The following is a 20,212-nucleotide window of genomic DNA, read 5'->3' on the forward strand; positions in this document are numbered from 1 at the left end:
CCGAATGACAGGTGTGCGCAGTGACTGATGTGGCAGGGGCTTCGAAATCCGCGGTGGGGACGCTGTATGTGGTGGCAACCCCCATCGGCAACCTCGACGACATGAGCGCCCGGGCGCTGAAGGTGCTGGCGGATGTGGCGCTGATCGCCGCCGAAGACACCCGTCATTCGATCCGCCTGCTGCAACACTTTGGCATTGATACGCCGTTGGCCGCTTGTCATGAGCACAACGAGCGTGACGAGGGCGGGCGTTTTCTCTCCAAGCTGCTGGCGGGTGAAAATGTGGCGCTCGTCTCTGATGCCGGCACGCCTCTGATTTCCGACCCGGGCTACCACTTGGTGCGTCAGGCGCGGGCCGCGGGGGTGAGCGTGGTGCCGGTGCCGGGCGCCTGTGCCTTGATCGCCGCGCTATCGGCGGCAGGCCTGCCATCGGACCGCTTCATCTTCGAAGGCTTCCTGCCGGCCAAGCAGGCAGGGCGCCGGGCGCGCCTGGAGCAGGTGAGGGAAGAGCCGCGCACGTTGATCTTCTATGAAGCCCCGCATCGCATCCTGGAGTGTCTTGAAGACATGGAGGCGGTATTTGGTGGCGATCGTCCGGCGTTGCTGGCGCGCGAACTGACCAAGACCTTCGAGACCCTCAAGGGTTTGCCGCTGGCTGAGTTGCGTGCGTTCGTAGCCGGCGACAGCAATCAGCAGCGCGGTGAGTGCGTGGTGCTGGTCGGCGGATGGAGTGCGCCGGAGGGCGAGCAGGCCATCAGTGCCGAAGCACAGCGCGTGCTCGACCTGCTGTTGGCTGAGTTGCCACTGAAGCGGGCGGCGGCGCTTGCAGCGGAAATTACCGGGGTGCGCAAGAACCTCTTGTATCAACTTGCCCTGGAAAAGCAGAAAGCCGAGTAGTGGCATTTTGATATAAATGTCGGTGGCGCTTGTTCTTGCGCGCGCGTGCCGGTAACCTTGGCGGCGGAGAGTCGATCGGACAGTCGCTGCCTGTTTTTGTTCCGCAACTTTTTGTTGTGTGAGCAGCAGGGGGAGGAAAGTCCGGGCTCCATAGGGCAGAGTGCCAGGTAACGCCTGGGAGGCGTGAGCCTACGGAAAGTGCCACAGAAAATAACCGCCTAAGCACTTCGGTGCCGGTAAGGGTGAAAAGGTGCGGTAAGAGCGCACCGCACGGCTGGCAACAGTTCGTGGCTAGGTAAACCCCACTCGGAGCAAGACCAAATAGGGTTCCATCAGGCGTGGCCCGCGTCGGAACCGGGTAGGTTGCTAGAGGCGTCCAGTGATGGCCGTCGTAGAGGAATGACTGTCCTCGACAAAACCCGGCTTACAGATCGACTCTCCACCTTCTTTCCCTGCTTGAATCGATAGCAGATCCTCTCTGGTAATACCGAAAAAATCTTACTCTTAATAAATTACTTTAACTTCGAACTCCATTCGTTTGCGTGGGTTTGATTTTTCTCGTGTTTTTCTCTCTCTGGCAGTCCTTCCACATTCCGTTGTTGCGCTAAATCTCGGTCCTGTAAGGCTTTTCCTTATGAACGTGCCTTGACGGTGCTGCGGGCGGATTCCTATAGTGTGCGCAAGTGGCAGAAAGTGGGATGAAGTGGGTTTTCTGACACAAAAAAGCTAACATTGTGGGGAATCACAGCCGTGTTCCGCGGAGCCAACGCCGTCAGCCTCGATGCAAAGGGCCGTCTCGCCATGCCGAGCCGGTACCGTGACGAGCTCGACTCACGTTGCAATGGCCAACTGATCGTGACCATTGACGCCGTAGACCCCTGCTTGTGTGTTTATCCCCTCGATGAGTGGGAACAGATAGAAGCCAAGTTGCGTGCCTTGCCATCGTTGCGTGAGGAACACCGCCGCCTGCAGCGTTTGCTGATCGGTAATGCGGTTGACCTGGAGCTCGATGGCAGCGGGCGTTTCCTGGTGCCGCCCCGCCTGCGTGAGTACGCCAAGCTCGACAAGAAGGCGATGCTGGTGGGGCAACTGAACAAATTCCAGCTGTGGGATGAAGATGCCTGGAACGCGGTTTCGGCAGCTGACCTTGCAGCTATTCAACAACCGGGCGCCATGCCCGACGAATTGCGTGACCTGATCCTGTGACCATAGATAGCGGCTTCAACCACATTACCGTCCTGCTCGACGAAGCTGTCGAGGCATTGGCCCTGCGCGCCGACGGTTGCTATCTGGACGGCACTTTCGGCCGTGGCGGACACAGCCGTCTGATTCTCAGCAAGCTCGGGCCGCAAGGGCGGCTCTTGGGCTTCGACAAAGATCCACAGGCGATTGCCACGGGGCAAGCGCTGGCGGCCGAAGACGGCCGCTTTGTCATTGTGCAGCGCAGTTTTGCCGAGCTGGGTGCGGAAGTCGCAGCGCGCGGCCTGCACGGCAAGGTCAGTGGTGTGTTGCTGGACCTGGGCGTGTCCTCGCCGCAGCTGGATGACCCAGAGCGTGGCTTCAGCTTCCTCAATGATGGCCCGCTGGACATGCGCATGAACCCGGACCAGGGCATCAGTGCCGCCGAGTTCATCGCCACTGCGCCCGTGGAAGAAATCGCCCGCGTCTTCAAGGAGTACGGCGAAGAACGTTTTGCCGGGCGCATGGCGCGTGCCGTGGTCGAGCGCCGTGAAAAACAGCCCTTCACCCGTACCGCCGACCTGGCGGAGGTGCTCAAAGTGGCCAACCCGGCATGGGAAAAGGGCAAGAACCCGGCTACCCGTGCCTTCCAGGGTCTTCGCATTCACGTCAACAACGAGCTGGGCGACCTGGAGGCTGGCCTTGAGGCTGCGCTCGATGCGCTCGAAGTCGGTGGTCGCCTGGCGGTCATCAGTTTCCACTCGCTGGAAGACCGTATCGTCAAACTGTTCATGCGCAAGCTGGTGAAGGGTGAGGCCGACAACCTGCCGCGCAACCTGCCGGTTCAGCACAAGGTCTTCGAGCCGAAAATCAAGCTCATCGGCAAGGCTCAGTTCGCCTCCGAGGCCGAGCTCAAGGCCAACCCGCGGTCGCGTAGCGCCGTGATGCGCGTGGCGGAGAAGCTGCGGTGAGCAGGCTACTTGCCAAACCCTTGCCAGGCGGAAGCTTCCTGATGCTTCTGCTGTTTGTCGGCGTGCTGGTTTCGGCCATTGCCGTGTCCTACAGTGCGCACTGGAACCGTCAACTGCTCAACACCCTGTACGGTGAATTGAACGAGCGCGACAAGGCTCAGGCCGAGTGGGGCCGGCTGATTCTTGAGCAGAGTACCTGGACTGCTGCCAGCCGCATCGAGAGCCTGGCCTCCGAGCAGTTGAAGATGCGCGTGCCATCAGCTGACGAAGTCCGGATGGTGGCGCCATGATGAAGCTCGAAGGCGCACTCTACCCGTGGCGCTTCCGCGTAGTGATCGGCTTGCTGGCGATCATGGTCGGCGCCATTTGCTGGCGCATCATCGACCTCCAGGTGGTTGACCGTGACTTCCTCAAGGGCCAGGGCGATGCACGCAGCCTGCGTCACATCCCCATCCCGGCGCACCGCGGCTTGATTACCGACCGCAACGGTGAGCCGTTGGCCGTGAGTACCCCGGTCACCACGTTGTGGGCCAACCCCAAAGAGATGCAGGCCTCCAGGGAGCGCTGGCCGCAATTGGCCGCTGCGCTGGGGCAAAACCCGCAGCAGTTGATCGAGCGCCTGACCCAGCAGGCCAACAAAGAGTTCATCTACCTGGTCCGGGGGCTGACCCCCGAGCAGGGCCAGCACGTGCTCGACCTCAAAGTGCCTGGTGTGTACGGCCTGGAAGAATTCCGCCGCTTCTATCCGGCCGGTGATGTGACTGCACACATGGTCGGCTTTACCGACCTCGACGACCACGGTCGTGAAGGGGTGGAGCTGGCCTATGACGAGTGGCTGGCCGGTGTGCCCGGCAAGCGCCAGGTGATCAAGGACCGGCGCGGCCGGCTGATCAAGGACATTCAGGTAACCAAGAACGCCAAGGCCGGGAAGACCTTGGCGTTGTCGATAGACCTGCGCCTGCAGTACCTGGCTACCCGCGAGCTGCGCAATGCCATTGCCGAACAGGACGCCAAGGCCGGCAGCCTGGTGATCATGGACGTCAAGACCGGTGAGGTCCTGGCCATGGTCAACCAGCCGACCTACAACCCCAACAACCGCCGTAGCATGTTCCCGGCGGCCATGCGCAACCGGGCGATCATCGACGTGTTCGAGCCGGGCTCCACGGTCAAGCCGATCTCCATGAGTGCGGCGTTGCAGAGCGGCCGCTGGAAGACTACCGACAAGGTCGAGGTGTACCCTGGCAGCCTGCAGATCGGTCGCTACACCATCAAGGACGTGTCGCGCAGCGAGGGCCCGATTCTTGATTTGACCGGCATCCTGATCAACTCCAGTAACGTTGGCATGAGCAAGATCGCCTTCGACATCGGCGGCGAGGCCATCTACCGGGTCATGTCCCAGGTCGGCCTGGGCCAGTACACCGGCCTTGGCTTCCCGGGTGAGCGTGTCGGCAACCTGCCCAACCACCGTGAGTGGCGCAAGGCCGAGACCGCAACCCTGTCCTATGGCTACGGCGTATCGGTGACTGCCCTGCAGCTGGTGCATGCCTACGCGGCGCTGGCCAACGACGGCAAGATGGTGCCGCTGTCGATCATCAAGGTCGACAAGGCGCCGGAAGCCGTGCAGGCCATTCCGAAGGATGTCGCCGAAACCGTTCAAGGCATGCTGCAGCAGGTGATCGAAGCGCCGCGCGGCGTCTTCCGTGCCCAGGTGCCGTTCTATCACGTGGCCGGCAAGTCCGGCACCGCGCGTAAGGCCACCGTGGGTGCCAAGGGATACACCGAAAACGCCTACCGCTCGCTGTTCGCCGGCTTCGGGCCAATGAGCGACCCGCGCTACGCCATCGTTGTGGTCATCGACGAGCCGGGCAAGGGCGGCTACTTCGGTGGTCTGGTATCGGCGCCTGTATTCAGCAAGGTCATGTCCGGCACCCTGCGCCTGATGAACGTGCCGCCAGACAACCTGCCGCCACCTGCACCTGCACCCGCCGTGCAATCGCAAGTCAATGCAGCAGCCGCCAAGGGAGGGCGTGGATGATGACAATGCCACTAAGCAAACTTTTCGCCCACGCCAGCCGTGATCCATTGATTCGTGAGCTGACCCTGGACAGCCGTAATGTGCGCCCGGGTGACTTGTTCCTGGCGGTGCCGGGTGCCAAGGTCGATGGCCGCGAGCATATCGCCGATGCCCTGGCCCGTGGCGCTGCCGCCGTGGCCTACGAAGAGCAGGGTGCCAACGTGCTGCCGCTGACCGATGCGCCGCTGATTCCGGTCAAAGGCCTGATCGCTCAGCTGTCAGATATCGCCGGGCGCTTCTACGGTGAACCGAGTCGCCAGTTGAATCTGGTCGGCGTGACCGGCACCAACGGCAAGACAAGCGTTACCCAACTGGTAGCCCAGGCGCTCGACCTGCTTGGCCAGCGCTGCGGTCTGATTGGCACCCTGGGGACCGGTTTCTACGGCGAGTTGCAGAGCGGCCGCCTGACCACGCCCGACCCGATTGCCGTGCAATCGACCCTCAACGACCTCAAGAAAGGCGGCGCCAAGGCCGTGGCCATGGAAGTGTCTTCCCATGCCCTGGAGCAAGGCCGGGTTGCCGCACTGGAATTCGACATCGCGGTGATGACCAACCTGTCCCGCGACCACCTCGACTATCACGGCAGCATGGAAGCCTATGAGGCCGCCAAGGCCAAGCTGTTCGCCTGGCCGAGCTTGCGTTGCCAGGTGGTCAACCTGGATGACGACTTTGGTCGTCGTCTGGCGGCCGACTTCGCGCGTCGCCCGAGTGTCGACCATATCGAAACCCGGCTGCTGAGCTACAGCCTGGAAAACCCTGAAGCCTCGCTGTTCTGCCGCGAAGCCGTATTCAGTGACGATGGCGTGCGCGCTACCCTCGTCACCGCCCAAGGTGAGCGTATCTTGCGCAGCCAACTGCTGGGTCGCTTCAACCTGAGCAACATGCTGGCCGCTGTCGCGACCCTGCTGGCGCTGGACTATGCGCTGGACGAGATCCTCAAGGTCACGCCGCAACTGCAGGGGCCGGTAGGCCGCATGCAGCGCCTGGGTGGCGGCGACAAGCCGCTGGTGGTGGTCGACTATGCGCACACGCCGGATGCACTTGAAAAAGTACTCGAGGCCCTGCGCCCGCACGCTCATGGCAAACTGTTGTGCCTGTTCGGCTGCGGCGGTGACCGTGATCGCGGCAAGCGCCCGCTGATGGCCGAAGTGGCCGAGCGCCTGGCCGACCGCGTACTGGTCACCGACGACAACCCGCGCACTGAAGATCCGTCGCGCATCTTCGATGACATTCGCCCCGGTTTCACCAGGCCTGACGACGTCGAGTTCGTCGCCGGGCGTGGCGAAGCCATTGCGCACCTGATTGCCACCGCCGCTGCCAACGACGTGATCGTGCTGGCCGGCAAGGGGCACGAGGATTACCAGGAGATCAATGGCGAGCGCCATGATTTCTCCGATTTGACCGAAGCCGAAAAGGCACTTGCAGCCTGGGAGGCTCCACATGCTTAAGCCGTTGTCACTCAGCCAGCTGACCACAGCACTGAAGGGTCAACACATCGGTGGCGACGCCACGTTCACCGGCGTCAGCATCGATAGCCGCAGTGTAAGCGCCGGGCAACTGTTCGTCGCCCTGGCCGGCCCGCGTTTCGATGGCCATGACTACCTGGCGGATGTGAAAGCCAAAGGCGCAGTGGCTGCCCTGGTCGAGCGTGAAGTGGTCGGTGTCGACCTGCCACAGTTGCTGGTCAAGGATTGCCGGGTAGCACTGGGTCAGCTCGGCGCCCTGAACCGCGCGGCTTTCGACAAGCCTGTAGTGGCCATTACCGGTTCCAGCGGCAAGACCACGGTCAAGGAAATGCTCGCCAGCATCCTGCGTACCCGTGGCCTGGTGCACGCTACCCGCGGCAACTTGAACAATGACCTCGGTGCACCGCTGACACTGCTGGAGATCGCATCGGAGCACAGCGCAGCAGTGATCGAACTGGGCGCCTCGCGCATTGGCGAAATCCGCTACACCGTGGGCCTGACGCAACCGCAGGTGGTCATCATCAACAATGCCGGTACTGCCCACGTTGGCGAATTCGGCGGCCCGGACAAGATCGTCGAAGCCAAGGGCGAGATTCTCGAAGGCTTGGGCGAAGGCGGTATTGCCATTCTCAACCTGGACGACAAAGCCTTTGATATCTGGAAGGTGCGTGCCGGTGCGCACAAGGTTGTCAGTTTCGCACGCAGCAACCCGAAGGCCGATTTCCACGCTTCAGACATTGGTCGCGATGCCCGTGGCTGCCCGTCCTTCACCCTGCATGGCGCCGGTGAAACGGTAGCCGTGCAACTCAATGTGCTGGGTGAACACAACGTCAGCAATGCCTTGGCCGCCGCCGCCGCTGCACATGCCGTTGGTCTGAGCCTGAGCGGCATCGCCGCCGGCCTGGCTGCGGTGCAACCGGTCAAGGGGCGTACCGTGGCGCAGATCGCGCCGAACGGGGTACGGGTAATCGACGACAGTTACAACGCAAATCCCACCTCTATGTGCGCAGCCATTGATATACTCGCCGGCTTTTCCGGACGCACCGTTCTGGTGCTTGGGGATATCGGCGAATTGGGGCAATGGGCGGAAGAAGGCCACCGTCAGGTGGGTGACTACGCGCGTGGCAAGGTCGACGCCCTGTACGCAGTGGGTTCCAACATGACACATGCGGTCAAGGCGTTCGGCGCCAATGGCCGCCATTTCGCTACTCAAGCTGAGCTGATCGATGCGGTTAGCGCCGAGAATGCCAGTGACACCACTATCTTGATCAAGGGCTCGCGCAGCGCTGCGATGGAAAACGTCGTAGCGGCATTGTGCGGTGCCAGCGGGGAGAAACATTAATGCTGCTGCTGTTGGCCGAGTATCTGCAACAGTTCCACAAAGGCTTTGCGGTCTTTCAGTACCTGTCCCTGCGCGGGATTCTTGGCGTACTGACCGCATTGTCCCTGGCGCTGTGGCTGGGCCCCTGGATGATCCGTACCCTGCAAATTCGCCAGATCGGCCAGGCCGTGCGTAACGACGGCCCGCAATCGCACCTGTCCAAGTCTGGCACCCCGACCATGGGTGGTGCGCTGATCCTGTCGGCCATCGCCGTCAGCACCTTGCTGTGGGCCGACCTGAGCAACCGCTATGTTTGGGTTGTGCTGATCGTCACCCTGGCGTTCGGTGCCATTGGCTGGGTCGATGACTACCGCAAGGTGATCGAAAAGAACTCCCGTGGCCTTCCAAGCCGCTGGAAGTACTTCTGGCAGTCGGTGTTCGGCCTGGCGGCGGCAGTGTTCCTGTACAAGACGGCGCCAACCAGCGTCGAGACCACGCTGATCCTGCCGTTCATCAAGGATGTCACCATTCCACTGGGCGTCGGCTTCGTCGTACTGACCTACTTCGTCATTGTCGGCTCGAGCAACGCGGTCAACCTCACCGATGGCCTTGACGGCCTGGCAATCATGCCGACGGTGATGGTCGGCGGCGCGCTGGGCATCTTCTGCTACCTGTCGGGTAACGTGAAGTTTGCCGAGTACCTGCTGATCCCCTACGTGCCGGGCTCGGGCGAGCTGATCGTGTTCTGCGGCGCGCTGATCGGTGCCGGCCTGGGCTTCCTGTGGTTCAACACATACCCGGCGCAAGTGTTCATGGGTGACGTCGGCGCGCTGGCGCTGGGCGCCGCGCTGGGCACCATCGCCGTCATCGTGCGCCAGGAAATCGTGCTGTTCATCATGGGCGGCATCTTCGTGGTGGAAACCCTGTCGGTGGTCATCCAGGTCGCTTCCTTCAAGCTGACCGGCAAGCGCGTGTTCCGCATGGCGCCGATCCACCACCACTTTGAACTCAAGGGCTGGCCAGAGCCCCGGGTGATCGTCCGATTCTGGATCATCACCGTGATCCTGGTACTGATTGGCCTTGCAACCCTGAAACTGAGGTAGATGAGCGTGTCTTTGATCGCTTCCGACCAATTCCGCATCGTTGTCGGCCTCGGCAAGAGCGGCATGTCCCTGGTTCGCTTCCTGGCGAGCCGGGGCATTGCCTTTGCGGTCGCCGATACCCGCGAGCAACCGCCGGAACTGGAAACCCTGCGCCGTGATTACCCGCAGGTGGAAGTGCGCTGTGGTGAACTGGACGTGGACTTCCTGTGCCGCGCCAACGAGTTGTACGTGAGCCCCGGTCTGGCCTTGGCCACGCCGGCCTTGCAGCAGGCGGCCGCGCGTGGCGTGAAGCTGTCTGGCGACATAGAGCTGTTTGCTCGCCATGCCAAGGCGCCGATCATTGCCATCAGCGGTTCCAACGCCAAGAGCACCGTCACGACGCTGGTCGGTGAAATGGCCGCCAAGGCCGGCAAACGCGTGGCCGTGGGCGGTAACCTCGGTACCCCGGCGCTCGACCTGCTGGCCGATGACATCGAGCTGTACGTGCTGGAGCTTTCCAGCTTCCAGCTGGAAACCACTGACCAGCTCAACGCCGAAGTGGCGACTGTTCTGAACATCAGCGAAGACCACATGGACCGCTATAGCGGCCTTCCGGCCTACCACCTGGCCAAGCACCGGATTTTCCGCGGTGCCCGCCAGGTGGTGGTCAACCGCCAGGACGCCCTGAGCCGGCCGCTGCCGGTGGAAGGCCGACCATGCTGGACCTTCGGCCTCAACTCGCCCGACTTCAAAGCGTTTGGCCTGCGTGAAGTGGACGGTGAAAAATACCTGGCGTTCGAGTTCCAGACGCTGATGCCGGCGCGTGAACTGAAGGTTCGCGGTGCTCACAACCAGAGCAACGCCCTGGCGGCGCTGGCCCTGGGGCATGCTGCCGGCCTGCCGTTCGAGCCCATGCTCGCGGCCCTGCGCGAGTTCGGTGGCCTGGCCCACCGGTGCCAGTGGGTACGCGAGCGTAATGGCGTGAACTGGTACGACGATTCCAAGGCCACCAACGTCGGTGCTGCCCTGGCCGCCATCGAAGGCCTGGGCGCCGATATTGAAGGCAAGTTGGTGCTGATCGCCGGTGGTGACGGCAAAGGTGCTGAATTCACTGCGCTGCGCGAGCCGGTCAAGCGTTTCTGCCGCGCCGTGGTATTGCTCGGCCGTGATGCCGAGCGCCTGGCCGAGGCCTTGGGCGATGCCGTGCCACTGGTTCGGGTCAAGACGCTTGACGATGCCGTACAGCAGTGTGCCGAACTGGCCCAGGCCGGCGATGCCGTGCTGCTGTCGCCAGCATGCGCCAGCCTCGACATGTTCAAGAACTTCGAGGAACGGGGGCGTCTGTTCGCCCAGGCAGCGGGAGGTCTCGCATGATCTTCGGCATCTTCAAACCCTACCCGTCGCCGCTGATCAGCGGCCGTGGCGTCGACCTGGACTTCCCGATGCTCGCCGGTTGCCTGGCCTTGCTGGGCCTGGGCCTGGTGATGATCACTTCGGCCTCCTCGGAAGTGGCTGCTGTACAGTCCGGCAACCCGCTGTATCACATGTTCCGCCACCTGGTGTACGTGTTCCTCGGCCTGGTGGCCTGCGGTGCAACCATGCTGGTGCCGATCGCCACCTGGCAGCGCATGGGCTTCATGATGCTGCTTGGCGCCTTCGGCCTGCTGGTCCTGGTCCTGGTGCCGGGTATCGGCCGTGAGGTTAACGGCTCCATGCGCTGGATCGGTTTCAGCTTCTTCAACGTGCAGCCTTCGGAAATCGCCAAGGTGTTCGTGGTCATCTACCTGGCTGGCTACCTGGTACGCCGACAGACCGAGGTGCGCGAAACCTGGATGGGCTTCTTCAAGCCGTTCATCGTACTGCTGCCCATGGCCGCCTTGCTGCTGATGGAACCGGACTTCGGCGCCACGGTGGTGATGATGGGCGCGGCGGCGGCCATGTTGTTTTTGGGAGGGGTGGGGCTGTTCCGCTTCAGCCTGATGGTGGTGCTGGCGGTGCTGGCGGTATTTGTCCTGGTCCAGGCGCAGCCCTACCGGATGGCGCGCCTTATTACGTTCACCGACCCCTGGGCCGATCAGTTCGGCTCCGGCTACCAGCTGACCCAGGCACTGATCGCCTTCGGCCGTGGCGAGTGGCTGGGCGTTGGCCTGGGCAACAGCGTGCAGAAGCAGTTCTACCTGCCTGAAGCGCACACCGACTTCGTGTTCTCGGTCCTGGCGGAAGAACTGGGCGTGGTCGGCTCGCTGCTGACCGTCGCGCTGTTCGTGTTCGTCACCGTGCGCGCCCTGTACATCGGCCTGTGGGCCGAGAAGGCCAAACAGTTCTTTGCCGCCTACATGGCGTTCGGCCTGGCTTTCCTGTGGATTGGCCAGTTCCTGATCAACATCGGTGTGAACGTCGGCCTGCTGCCGACCAAGGGCCTGACCCTGCCGTTTCTCAGTTACGGGGGGAGCTCGCTGGTGATCTGCTGCGCCTGCGTAGGCCTGTTGCTGCGCATCGAGTGGGAGAGCCGCACGCATCTGGGCAGTGAGGAGCACGAATTCAGCGAAAGCGATTTTGCCGAGGAGACCAGTCATGGCCGCTGAAGGCAAAAATGTATTGATCATGGCCGGCGGCACCGGGGGGCACGTATTCCCGGCGCTGGCCTGCGCCCGTGAGTTCCAGAAGCGCGGTTACAGCGTGCACTGGTTGGGCACCCCGCGTGGCATCGAGAACGAGTTGGTGCCACAGGCGGGTTTGCCATTGCACCTGATTCAGGTCAGCGGCTTGCGCGGCAAGGGCAAGCTGTCGTTGCTCAAGGCGCCTTTCACGTTGGTCAAGGCCGTGCTGCAGGCACGGCGCATCATTCGCCAGCTCAAGCCCGTATGTGTCTTGGGCTTTGGCGGCTATGTGACCGGCCCGGGCGGCGTGGCCGCGCGGCTGTGCGGCGTGCCACTGGTGATCCATGAGCAGAACGCCAGGGCCGGTACCGCCAATCGGTTGCTGGTGCCACTCTCGGCGCGGGTCTGCGAAGCTTTCCCGAACACCTTCGAGGCCAGCGACAAGCGTCGCACCACCGGCAACCCGGTGCGCCCGGAACTCTTCATGGACGCGCAACGCGTGCCCTTGGGCGAGCGCCGCGCACGCCTGTTGGTGCTCGGTGGCAGCCTGGGTGCGGAACCATTGAACAAATTGTTGCCTAAGGCCCTGTCTGAAGTGCCCGCGGCGCTGCGGCCAGAGGTGTTCCACCAGGCAGGCAAGCAGCACGCACCGATCACCGCCGAGCGTTATCACGAGGTGGGCGTCGAGGCTCAGGTAGAGCCCTTCATCAACGACATGGCCCAGGCTTATGGCTGGGCCGACCTGGTGGTGTGCCGGGCCGGTGCCCTGACTGTCAGCGAACTGGCGGCAGCAGGCCTGCCTTCGATGCTGGTGCCTTTGCCCCACGCGATCGACGATCACCAGACCCACAACGCCCAATATCTGGCCCGCGAAGGCGCTGCCTTCCTGATGCCACAAGCGACAACTGGCGCAGCGCAACTCGCTGAACGCCTGAACGAGGTGCTGATGCAACCCGAGAAACTCAACGTCATGGCTGGCACCGCACGGCGCCTGGCCAAACCTGCTGCAACCAGCACCGTGGTCGATATCTGCCTGGAGGTGGCCCATGGTTGAGAGCCAGAAAGCCATGCCCCAGCCGAAGATGGGCCGTATTCGCCGCATTCACTTCGTCGGCATCGGCGGCGTGGGCATGTGCGGTATTGCCGAAGTGTTGCTGAACCTGGGCTATGAAGTGTCCGGTTCGGACCTTAAAGCCTCGCCGGTGACCGAGCGCCTGGAGTCCTTTGGCGCTGAGATCTTCGTCGGCCACCGCGCCGAGAACGCTGCCACCGCCGATGTGTTGGTGGTGTCCAGCGCCATCAACCCGGCCAACCCGGAAGTTGCCACCGCACTGGAGCGGCGCATTCCGGTGGTGCCGCGTGCCGAGATGCTCGCCGAGCTGATGCGTTACCGCCATGGCGTGGCCGTTGCCGGTACTCACGGCAAGACCACCACGACCAGCCTGCTGGCTTCAGTGTTCGCCGCCGGTGGCCTGGACCCAACCTTCGTTATCGGTGGCCGTCTTACCGCTGCCGGTACCAATGCGCAGCTGGGCACCAGCCGCTACCTGATCGCTGAAGCAGACGAAAGCGATGCCAGCTTCCTGCACCTGCAGCCGATGGTCGCGGTTGTCACCAACATCGACGCCGACCACATGGCGACCTACGAAGGTGACTTCAACAAGCTGAAGAAAACCTTCGTCGAGTTCCTGCACAACCTGCCGTTCTATGGGCTGGCGGTGATGTGCCTGGACGACCCGGTGGTTCGCGAGATCCTGCCGCAGGTCAAGCGTCCTACCGTGACTTACGGCTTCAGCGAAGAGGCCGACATCCGCGCCATCAATGTGCGTCAGCAGGGCATGCAGACCCACTTCACCGTGCTGCGCCGTGATCGCGAGCCGTTGGAGGTTTCGGTGAACATGCCCGGCAACCACAACGTGCTCAACGCCCTGGCGACCATCGCCATCGCCACTGACGAAGGCATTACTGACGAGGCCATCGTCCAGGGCCTGTCCGGCTTCCAGGGTGTCGGTCGTCGCTTCCAGGTATACGGCGAGCTGCCGGTCGAAGGCGGCAGTGTGATGCTGGTCGACGACTACGGTCATCACCCCACCGAAGTGGCGGCGGTGATCAAGGCTGTGCGCGGTGGCTGGCCAAGCCGCCGCCTGGTGATCGTCTACCAGCCGCACCGCTACAGCCGCACCCGCGACCTGTACGACGATTTCGTCCAGGTGCTGGGCGATGCCAACGTGCTGCTGCTGATGGAGGTCTACCCGGCCGGCGAAGAGCCGATCCCCGGTGCCGACAGCCGTCAGCTGTGCCACAGCATCCGCCAGCGCGGCAAGCTGGACCCGATCTACATCGAGCGCGGCGTCGAGCTGGCACCGCTGGTCAAGCCACTGCTGCGCGCTGGCGACATTTTGATCTGTCAGGGTGCCGGTGATGTCGGCGGCCTGGCCCCGCAGTTGATGAAAAGCCCGCTGTTCGCAGGCGCCAAGCAGGAGAAGTCGAAATGACCAGCGCCTACGACAAGCTGCAGTCGACCCTGGACGTCAAGGCGTTCGGCCGCGTCGCCGTGCTGTACGGTGGCAAGAGCGCCGAGCGTGAGGTGTCGCTGAAATCTGGCGCCGCAGTGATCGATGCGCTGAGCACTGCCGGCGTCGACGTGGTTGGCATCGACGTCGGTGACGACCTGCTCGCACGCCTGCAGAGCGAGAAGATTGACCGCGCCTTCATCATCCTCCACGGCCGTGGCGGTGAAGACGGGAGCATGCAAGGTTTGCTGGAGTGCCTGGGCATCCCCTACACCGGCAGCGGCATCCTGGCTTCTGCGCTGGCGATGGACAAGCTGCGCACCAAGCAGGTGTGGCAGAGCCTGGGCATTCCCACGCCACGCCACGCGGTGCTGGCGAGCGAAAGCGATTGTTTGCAGGCCAGTACGGAACTGGGCTTCCCGCTTATCGTCAAACCCGCCCATGAAGGCTCTAGCATCGGCATGGCCAAGGTGAACAGCGCCCAGGAACTGGTCGCCGCCTGGCAGGACGCCGCCAAATACGATTCCCAGGTACTGGTGGAGCAGTGGATCCACGGTCCGGAGTTCACCATCGCGGTACTGCGCGGCCAGGTGCTGCCGCCGATCGCCCTGGGTACGCCGCACGTGTTCTACGACTACGACGCCAAGTACATCGCCAACGATACCCAGTACCGCATCCCGTGCGGGCTGGATAGCGTCAAGGAACAGGAACTGATCGACCTGACCGCGCGCGCCTGCGATGCCATTGGCATCGAAGGCTGGGGGCGGTTGGACGTGATGCAGGACGAGCAGGGCCAGTTCTGGCTGCTCGAAGTCAACACCGCACCAGGCATGACAGATCATAGCCTGGTGCCCATGGCGGCCCGCGCGGCTGGCCTGGACTTCCAGCAACTGGTGCTGGCAATCCTGGCCGAAAGCGTGGCGACGCGAGGTTAATAACCATGCAAGGCGCGATGATACGTCAGCAGCAACCCGTTACCGGCCGTAGCAAGCCGGTGCCGCGTGGTGCCAGCCGGCTGGTGGCCGACGAGCCCGTATCGGCGCGCCTGCCCCGGCCAAGCCTGGGCGGCCTCAAGCGCTTGCTGTGGCCGGTGTTGCTGGTGGCGGCCGGCTTTGGTGCCTACGAGGGCGCCATTCGCCTGATGCCGTACGCAGACCGCCCGATCACCAAGATCGATGTGCAGGGCGACCTCAGCTACATCAGTCAGCAGTCGGTGCAGCAGCGTATCGCGCCCTACGTGGCGGCGAGCTTCTTCAGCGTCGACCTGCCAGCGATGCGGGCCGAGCTCGAGCAGATGCCGTGGATCGCCCACGCCGAAGTGCGCCGGGTGTGGCCCGACGAGGTGGTGATCCGCCTTGAAGAGCAGCTGCCGGTGGCACGCTGGGGGGACGCAGCCCTGCTCAACAACCAGGGTCAGGCTTTCACCCCGCGCGAGCTGGCCAACTATGAGCACCTGCCGCAGCTGGCCGGGCCGCAGCGTGCTCAGCAACAAGTCATGCAGCAGTATCAGGTATTGAGCCAGATGCTGCGCCCCTTGGGCTTTTCCATCGCTCGCCTGGAGCTGCGCGAGCGAGGCAGCTGGTTCCTGACCACTGGTGCGAGCAGTGCCGGGCCAGGCATCGAGTTGCTGCTGGGGCGCGATCATCTGGTGGAGAAGATGCGCCGTTTCATTGCCATTTACGACAAGACACTCAAAGACCAGATCACCACTATCGCCCGCATTGATCTGCGTTATTCCAACGGACTTGCCGTTGGTTGGCGGGAACCGATTGCACCGACGACGGCCCAACCCGCCGTTGCGAAGAATTAGAGAGAGGCAGGACCATGGCAAACGCGCATAGCGGCAAAATGATCGTCGGGCTGGACATTGGCACCTCCAAGGTGGTGGCGCTGGTGGGCGAAGTGGGCGAAGACGGCACCCTGGAAATCGTCGGGATCGGCACCCATCCGTCCCGTGGCCTGAAAAAAGGCGTGGTGGTGAACATCGAGTCCACCGTGCAGTCGATCCAGCGCGCCGTGGAAGAGGCGCAGCTGATGGCCGGCTGCCGTATCCACTCGGCGTTCGTCGGTGTGGCCGGTAATCACATCCGCAGCCTGAACTCCCACGGCATCGTTGCCATCCGTGACCGCGAGGTCAGCCTGGCCGACCTGGAGCGCGTACTCGACGCCGCCCAGGCCGTGGCGATTCCGGCCGACCAGCGCGTGCTGCACACCTTGCCGCAGGACTATGTGATCGACAACCAGGAAGGCGTGCGCGAGCCGCTGGGCATGTCTGGCGTGCGTCTGGAAGCCAAGGTTCACGTGGTCACTTGCGCCGTCAACGCCGCCCAGAACATCGAGAAGTGTGTGCGCCGCTGCGGCCTGGAAATCGACGACATCATCCTCGAACAGCTGGCTTCGGCCTACTCGGTGCTGACCGATGATGAAAAAGAACTGGGTGTGTGCCTGGTGGACATCGGTGGCGGCACCACCGACATCGCCATCTTCACCGAGGGCGCCATCCGCCACACGGCGGTCATCCCGATTGCCGGCGACCAGGTGACCAACGACATCGCCATGGCCCTGCGGACCCCGACCCAGTACGCCGAAGAAATCAAGATCCGCTACGCCTGTGCCTTGGCCAAACTGGCTGGCGCTGGCGAGACCATCAAGGTGCCAAGCGTGGGCGATCGCCCACCGCGCGAGCTGTCGCGCCAGGCCCTGGCCGAGGTGGTGGAGCCACGTTACGACGAGCTCTTTACCCTGATCCAGGCCGAACTGCGCCGCAGCGGCTACGAAGACCTGGTGCCCGCCGGCATCGTCCTCACTGGCGGCACCGCGAAGATGGAAGGCGCCGTGGAACTGGCCGAGGAAATCTTCCACATGCCGGTACGCCTGGGCGTGCCGCACAGCGTTCGGGGGCTGAGCGACGTGGTGCGCAACCCGATCTATTCCACCGGTGTGGGCTTGCTCACCTACGGCCTGCTGAAGCAGTCCGAGGATTTGGCCCTGACCGGTAACAGCAACAGCAGCAGCAACAGCTATGGCGATGAACCGAAGGCCCCAGTGCTTGAACGCTTCAAGAAGTGGGTCCAGGGCAACTTCTAAGTTTCAAAGCAGTAGTGGTAGGCGCAACAACTAGAGAACTGTAAGGAGAGGGAAAATGTTCGAGCTCGTAGACAACGTCCCGCAAAGTCCGGTCATCAAAGTGATCGGCGTTGGTGGTGGTGGCGGCAACGCCGTCAATCACATGGTCAAGAGCAGCATCGAAGGCGTGGAATTCATCTGCGCCAACACCGATGCCCAGGCGCTGAAAAACATTGGCGCGCGCACCATCCTGCAATTGGGCACGGGTGTGACCAAGGGCCTGGGTGCCGGTGCCAATCCGGAAGTCGGCCGTCAGGCCGCGCTGGAAGACCGTGAGCGCATCGCTGAAGTGCTGCAGGGCACCAACATGGTGTTCATCACCACCGGCATGGGTGGCGGTACCGGTACCGGTGCAGCGCCAATCATTGCCGAAGTGGCCAAGGAAATGGGTATCCTCACCGTTGCAGTGGTGACCCGTCCGTTCCCGTTCGAAGGCCGCAAGCGCATGCAGATCGCCGATGAAGGCATCCGCATGCTGGCTGAAAGCGTCGACTCGTTGATCACCATCCCCAACGAGAAGCTGCTGACCATCCTGGGCAAGGATGCCAGCCTGCTGTCTGCCTTCGCCAAGGCTGACGATGTACTGGCCGGTGCCGTACGCGGTATCTCCGACATCATCAAGCGCCCAGGCATGATCAACGTCGACTTCGCCGACGTGCGCACCGTGATGGGTGAAATGGGCATGGCCATGATGGGTACTGGCTGCGCCAGCGGCCCGAACCGTGCACGTGAAGCCACCGAGGCAGCTATCCGTAACCCGCTGCTGGAAGACGTCAACCTGCAGGGCGCCCGCGGTATCCTGGTGAACATCACCGCAGGCCCGGACCTGTCGCTGGGTGAGTACTCCGACGTGGGTAGCATCATCGAAGCCTTCGCCTCCGACCACGCGATGGTCAAGGTCGGCACCGTGATTGACCCGGACATGCGTGACGAACTGCACGTGACCGTGGTGGCCACTGGTCTGGGCGCACGCATCGAGAAGCCTGTGAAGGTGGTCGACAATACCCTGCAGACTGCCCAGCAGGCGTACGAAGCGTCCAATCCTGCGCCGGTGCGCCAGGAGCAGCCAGCGGTCAACTACCGTGACCTGGAGCGCCCGACCGTCATGCGCAACCAGGCGCATGCAGGTGCTGCCGCAGCCGCTAAACTGAACCCTCAGGATGACCTGGACTACCTCGATATCCCGGCATTCCTGCGTCGTCAGGCTGATTAATGGAATTTATCAGGGGTATAAAGGTGATTGGTATTCATCAAAGGTTGGGTCTGTTATCATCCCCAGCCTTTGTTGATACCTGTTCGCAATTTGCGCTGAAGCGGCCAATGCCATGATTAAACAACGCACCCTGAAGAATACCATCCGTGCCACAGGTGTCGGTCTGCACTCCGGGGAGAAGGTTTACCTGACCCTCAAGCCTGCACCTGTTGACACCGGCATCGTCTTCCGCCGCGCCGACCTCGACCCTGTGGTCGAGATCCCTGCGCGTGCGGCCAACGTCGGCGAGACAACCATGTCGACGACGTTGGTCAACGGTGACGTCAAGGTCGATACGGTCGAGCACCTGCTCTCCGCCATGGCGGGCCTGGGCATCGATAACGCCTACGTCGAGCTCTCCGCCTCGGAAGTGCCGATCATGGATGGCAGCGCCGGTCCTTTTGTATTCCTGATTCAGTCTGCCGGCCTGGAAGAACAGGACGCAGCCAAGAAGTTCATCCGCATCCTGCGTGAGGTAACCGTGGAAGAGGGCGACAAGCGCGCCACGTTCCTGCCTTTCGAAGGTTTCAAGGTGAGCTTCGAGATCGATTTCGATCACCCGGTGCTTCGCAACCGGACCCAGAGCGCCAGCGTCGACTTTTCCAGCACGTCGTTCGTGAAGGAAGTCAGCCGCGCGCGTACTTTTGGCTTCATGCGTGACATCGAGTACCTGCGCAAGCACAACCTTGCGTTGGGTGGCAGTGTCGAGAACGCCATCGTGGTCGATGAGGACGGCGTGCTCAACGAAGACGGCCTTCGTTACGAAGACGAATTCGTCAAGCACAAGATCCTCGACGCCATCGGCGATCTGTACCTGCTGGGCAACAGCCTGATCGGCGAGTTCAAGGGCTTCAAGTCCGGCCACGCGCTGAACAACCAGCTGTTGCGCAAGCTGATTGCTGAAACCGATGCCTGGGAAGTGGTCACTTTCGAAGATGCCAGCACGGCACCGATCTCGTACATGCGCCCTGTTGCGGCCGTGTAAGTTCGAACACTCTCTAGTTCATTAAGGCCACCTTCGGGTGGCCTTTTTTATGGCTTGCCCTGAGCGTGGGCAGCCAACCGTTCCAGTGCGGCGCGCAGTTTGGGGTCGGTAATGCCCTCGGCGGTGTCGCGCAGGCTCTCGGCCGCGCTGTTCGAAAGCTCGGCCGCATGCCCGCCACGCTTGGCCGGTACCAGCGGCGGCTGTACCTTGTACAGGATGCGCCTGAGGTTGCCGAATGCTTCCATGGCCTGCAGGGCCGCCAACAAGCGCTTCTGCTGGTAGCGCAGGCGGGTTGCCCAATGGCCGTCGGTAACCACCAGCAACAAAGTACCATCGCGCCAGGACGCCACATGGCAGTGCTCGCGGGCAGCCGGTTGCAACTGGCTTTCCAGCAGACGCTGCAAGTGCTCCAGGCGCTCGGCCTGGTTCAGCAGCAGGCGCAGCGGGCGCACCTGGCGCAGCAGGGCGGAAGGTGGCTGGGCGGGGGAGGGTTTGTAGGCCATGGGGGTACGCGTGAGGTGACGTGGGCACAGTCTAACATCTCCGTTGCCTGTGCCGGCCTCTTCGCGGGTGAACCCGCTCCTGCCAGGGTTATCGGTATCTCGTAGGAGCGGGTTCACCCGCGAAGAGGCCGGCACAGGCAGCCAAAGACAAGACTGGTTCTCGATAGCTTTCATGTTGCCAAGCCTTGAACTCAGTGAAAATGCCCCTATCTAAAACAGGCCCCTGCCAAAACGCTGTATCAGC

The 20,212-nt window shown here is 62.7% G+C and carries 18 protein-coding genes and 1 other RNA gene; 18 read left to right on the forward strand and 1 reads right to left on the reverse strand.

Features of this window, described 5'->3' with window-relative positions; translation table 11 throughout:
- Positions 1–20: 20 nt before the first annotated feature.
- The 18 genes from rsmI (at position 21) to lpxC (ending at position 19,465) form a co-directional block, all read left to right on the forward strand.
- Positions 21–896, forward strand: coding sequence for a 16S rRNA (cytidine(1402)-2'-O)-methyltransferase (gene rsmI, locus AA098_RS05205; RefSeq protein ID WP_003251840.1), 876 nt, complete (start codon positions 21–23; stop codon positions 894–896).
- A gap of 67 nt (positions 897–963) precedes the next feature.
- Positions 964–1,339, forward strand: an RNA gene (gene rnpB / locus AA098_RS05210) — RNase P RNA component class A.
- A 307-nt stretch (positions 1,340–1,646) separates the two neighbouring features.
- A complete protein-coding gene (gene mraZ, locus AA098_RS05215; protein ID WP_064613912.1) occupies positions 1,647–2,102 on the forward strand; it encodes a division/cell wall cluster transcriptional repressor MraZ in 456 nt (151 codons plus the stop codon).
- Entirely contained in the window at positions 2,099–3,046 is a 948-nt protein-coding gene (gene rsmH, locus AA098_RS05220; protein ID WP_003251843.1) for a 16S rRNA (cytosine(1402)-N(4))-methyltransferase RsmH, read from the forward strand. The genes mraZ and rsmH overlap by 4 nt, the downstream gene beginning before the upstream one ends.
- The gene (gene ftsL, locus AA098_RS05225; protein ID WP_003251845.1) at positions 3,043–3,336 is read left to right on the forward strand and encodes a cell division protein FtsL; all 294 of its coding nucleotides are present in this window, start codon (positions 3,043–3,045) and stop codon (positions 3,334–3,336) included. The genes rsmH and ftsL overlap by 4 nt, the downstream gene beginning before the upstream one ends.
- The gene (locus AA098_RS05230; RefSeq protein WP_167398619.1) at positions 3,336–5,081 is read left to right on the forward strand and encodes a penicillin-binding protein 2; all 1,746 of its coding nucleotides are present in this window, start codon (positions 3,336–3,338) and stop codon (positions 5,079–5,081) included. The genes ftsL and AA098_RS05230 overlap by 1 nt, the downstream gene beginning before the upstream one ends.
- Positions 5,081–6,568 carry a UDP-N-acetylmuramoyl-L-alanyl-D-glutamate--2,6-diaminopimelate ligase gene (locus tag AA098_RS05235; RefSeq protein WP_064615168.1) on the forward strand — a complete coding sequence of 496 codons (1,488 nt, stop codon included), beginning with the start codon at positions 5,081–5,083 and terminating at the stop codon, positions 6,566–6,568. The genes AA098_RS05230 and AA098_RS05235 overlap by 1 nt, the downstream gene beginning before the upstream one ends.
- Positions 6,561–7,928: a UDP-N-acetylmuramoyl-tripeptide--D-alanyl-D-alanine ligase gene (gene murF, locus AA098_RS05240; protein WP_054888615.1), complete on the forward strand. Its 1,368-nt coding sequence runs from the start codon at positions 6,561–6,563 to the stop codon at positions 7,926–7,928. The genes AA098_RS05235 and murF overlap by 8 nt, the downstream gene beginning before the upstream one ends.
- A complete protein-coding gene (gene mraY / locus AA098_RS05245) occupies positions 7,928–9,010 on the forward strand; it encodes a phospho-N-acetylmuramoyl-pentapeptide-transferase (RefSeq protein WP_003251852.1) in 1,083 nt (360 codons plus the stop codon). The genes murF and mraY overlap by 1 nt, the downstream gene beginning before the upstream one ends.
- Positions 9,011–9,016: 6 nt before the next feature.
- Positions 9,017–10,363, forward strand: coding sequence for a UDP-N-acetylmuramoyl-L-alanine--D-glutamate ligase (murD, locus tag AA098_RS05250; protein ID WP_003251854.1), 1,347 nt, complete (start codon positions 9,017–9,019; stop codon positions 10,361–10,363).
- Entirely contained in the window at positions 10,360–11,574 is a 1,215-nt protein-coding gene (gene ftsW / locus AA098_RS05255) for a putative lipid II flippase FtsW (protein ID WP_003251856.1), read from the forward strand. The genes murD and ftsW overlap by 4 nt, the downstream gene beginning before the upstream one ends.
- On the forward strand, positions 11,564–12,643 hold the full coding sequence (murG, locus tag AA098_RS05260; protein ID WP_003251858.1) for an undecaprenyldiphospho-muramoylpentapeptide beta-N-acetylglucosaminyltransferase: 1,080 nt from the start codon (positions 11,564–11,566) through the stop codon (positions 12,641–12,643). Before ftsW ends, murG begins: the two co-directional genes overlap by 11 nt.
- Positions 12,636–14,084, forward strand: coding sequence for a UDP-N-acetylmuramate--L-alanine ligase (gene murC / locus AA098_RS05265; protein WP_003251860.1), 1,449 nt, complete (start codon positions 12,636–12,638; stop codon positions 14,082–14,084). The genes murG and murC overlap by 8 nt, the downstream gene beginning before the upstream one ends.
- Positions 14,081–15,037 carry a D-alanine--D-alanine ligase gene (locus tag AA098_RS05270; RefSeq protein WP_003251863.1) on the forward strand — a complete coding sequence of 319 codons (957 nt, stop codon included), beginning with the start codon at positions 14,081–14,083 and terminating at the stop codon, positions 15,035–15,037. Before murC ends, AA098_RS05270 begins: the two co-directional genes overlap by 4 nt.
- A gap of 5 nt (positions 15,038–15,042) precedes the next feature.
- A complete protein-coding gene (locus tag AA098_RS05275; RefSeq protein ID WP_003251865.1) occupies positions 15,043–15,912 on the forward strand; it encodes a cell division protein FtsQ/DivIB in 870 nt (289 codons plus the stop codon).
- 14 nt (positions 15,913–15,926) lie between these two features.
- Positions 15,927–17,189: a cell division protein FtsA gene (ftsA, locus tag AA098_RS05280; RefSeq protein ID WP_003251867.1), complete on the forward strand. Its 1,263-nt coding sequence runs from the start codon at positions 15,927–15,929 to the stop codon at positions 17,187–17,189.
- Positions 17,190–17,244: 55 nt separating this feature from the next.
- Positions 17,245–18,441, forward strand: coding sequence for a cell division protein FtsZ (ftsZ, locus tag AA098_RS05285; RefSeq protein ID WP_003251871.1), 1,197 nt, complete (start codon positions 17,245–17,247; stop codon positions 18,439–18,441).
- 112 nt (positions 18,442–18,553) lie between these two features.
- The gene (gene lpxC, locus AA098_RS05290) at positions 18,554–19,465 is read left to right on the forward strand and encodes a UDP-3-O-acyl-N-acetylglucosamine deacetylase (RefSeq protein WP_003251873.1); all 912 of its coding nucleotides are present in this window, start codon (positions 18,554–18,556) and stop codon (positions 19,463–19,465) included.
- Between the two features lie 47 nt (positions 19,466–19,512).
- Here lpxC and AA098_RS05295 read toward each other — a convergent pair whose 3' ends face one another.
- Positions 19,513–19,968, reverse strand: coding sequence for a DUF721 domain-containing protein (locus AA098_RS05295; protein WP_003251875.1), 456 nt, complete (start codon positions 19,966–19,968; stop codon positions 19,513–19,515).
- Between the last annotated feature and the right edge of the window lie 244 nt (positions 19,969–20,212).

Origin of the sequence: Pseudomonas sp. JY-Q (assembly GCF_001655295.1) — a bacterium.
GTDB classification, from domain to species: domain Bacteria; phylum Pseudomonadota; class Gammaproteobacteria; order Pseudomonadales; family Pseudomonadaceae; genus Aquipseudomonas; species Aquipseudomonas alloputida.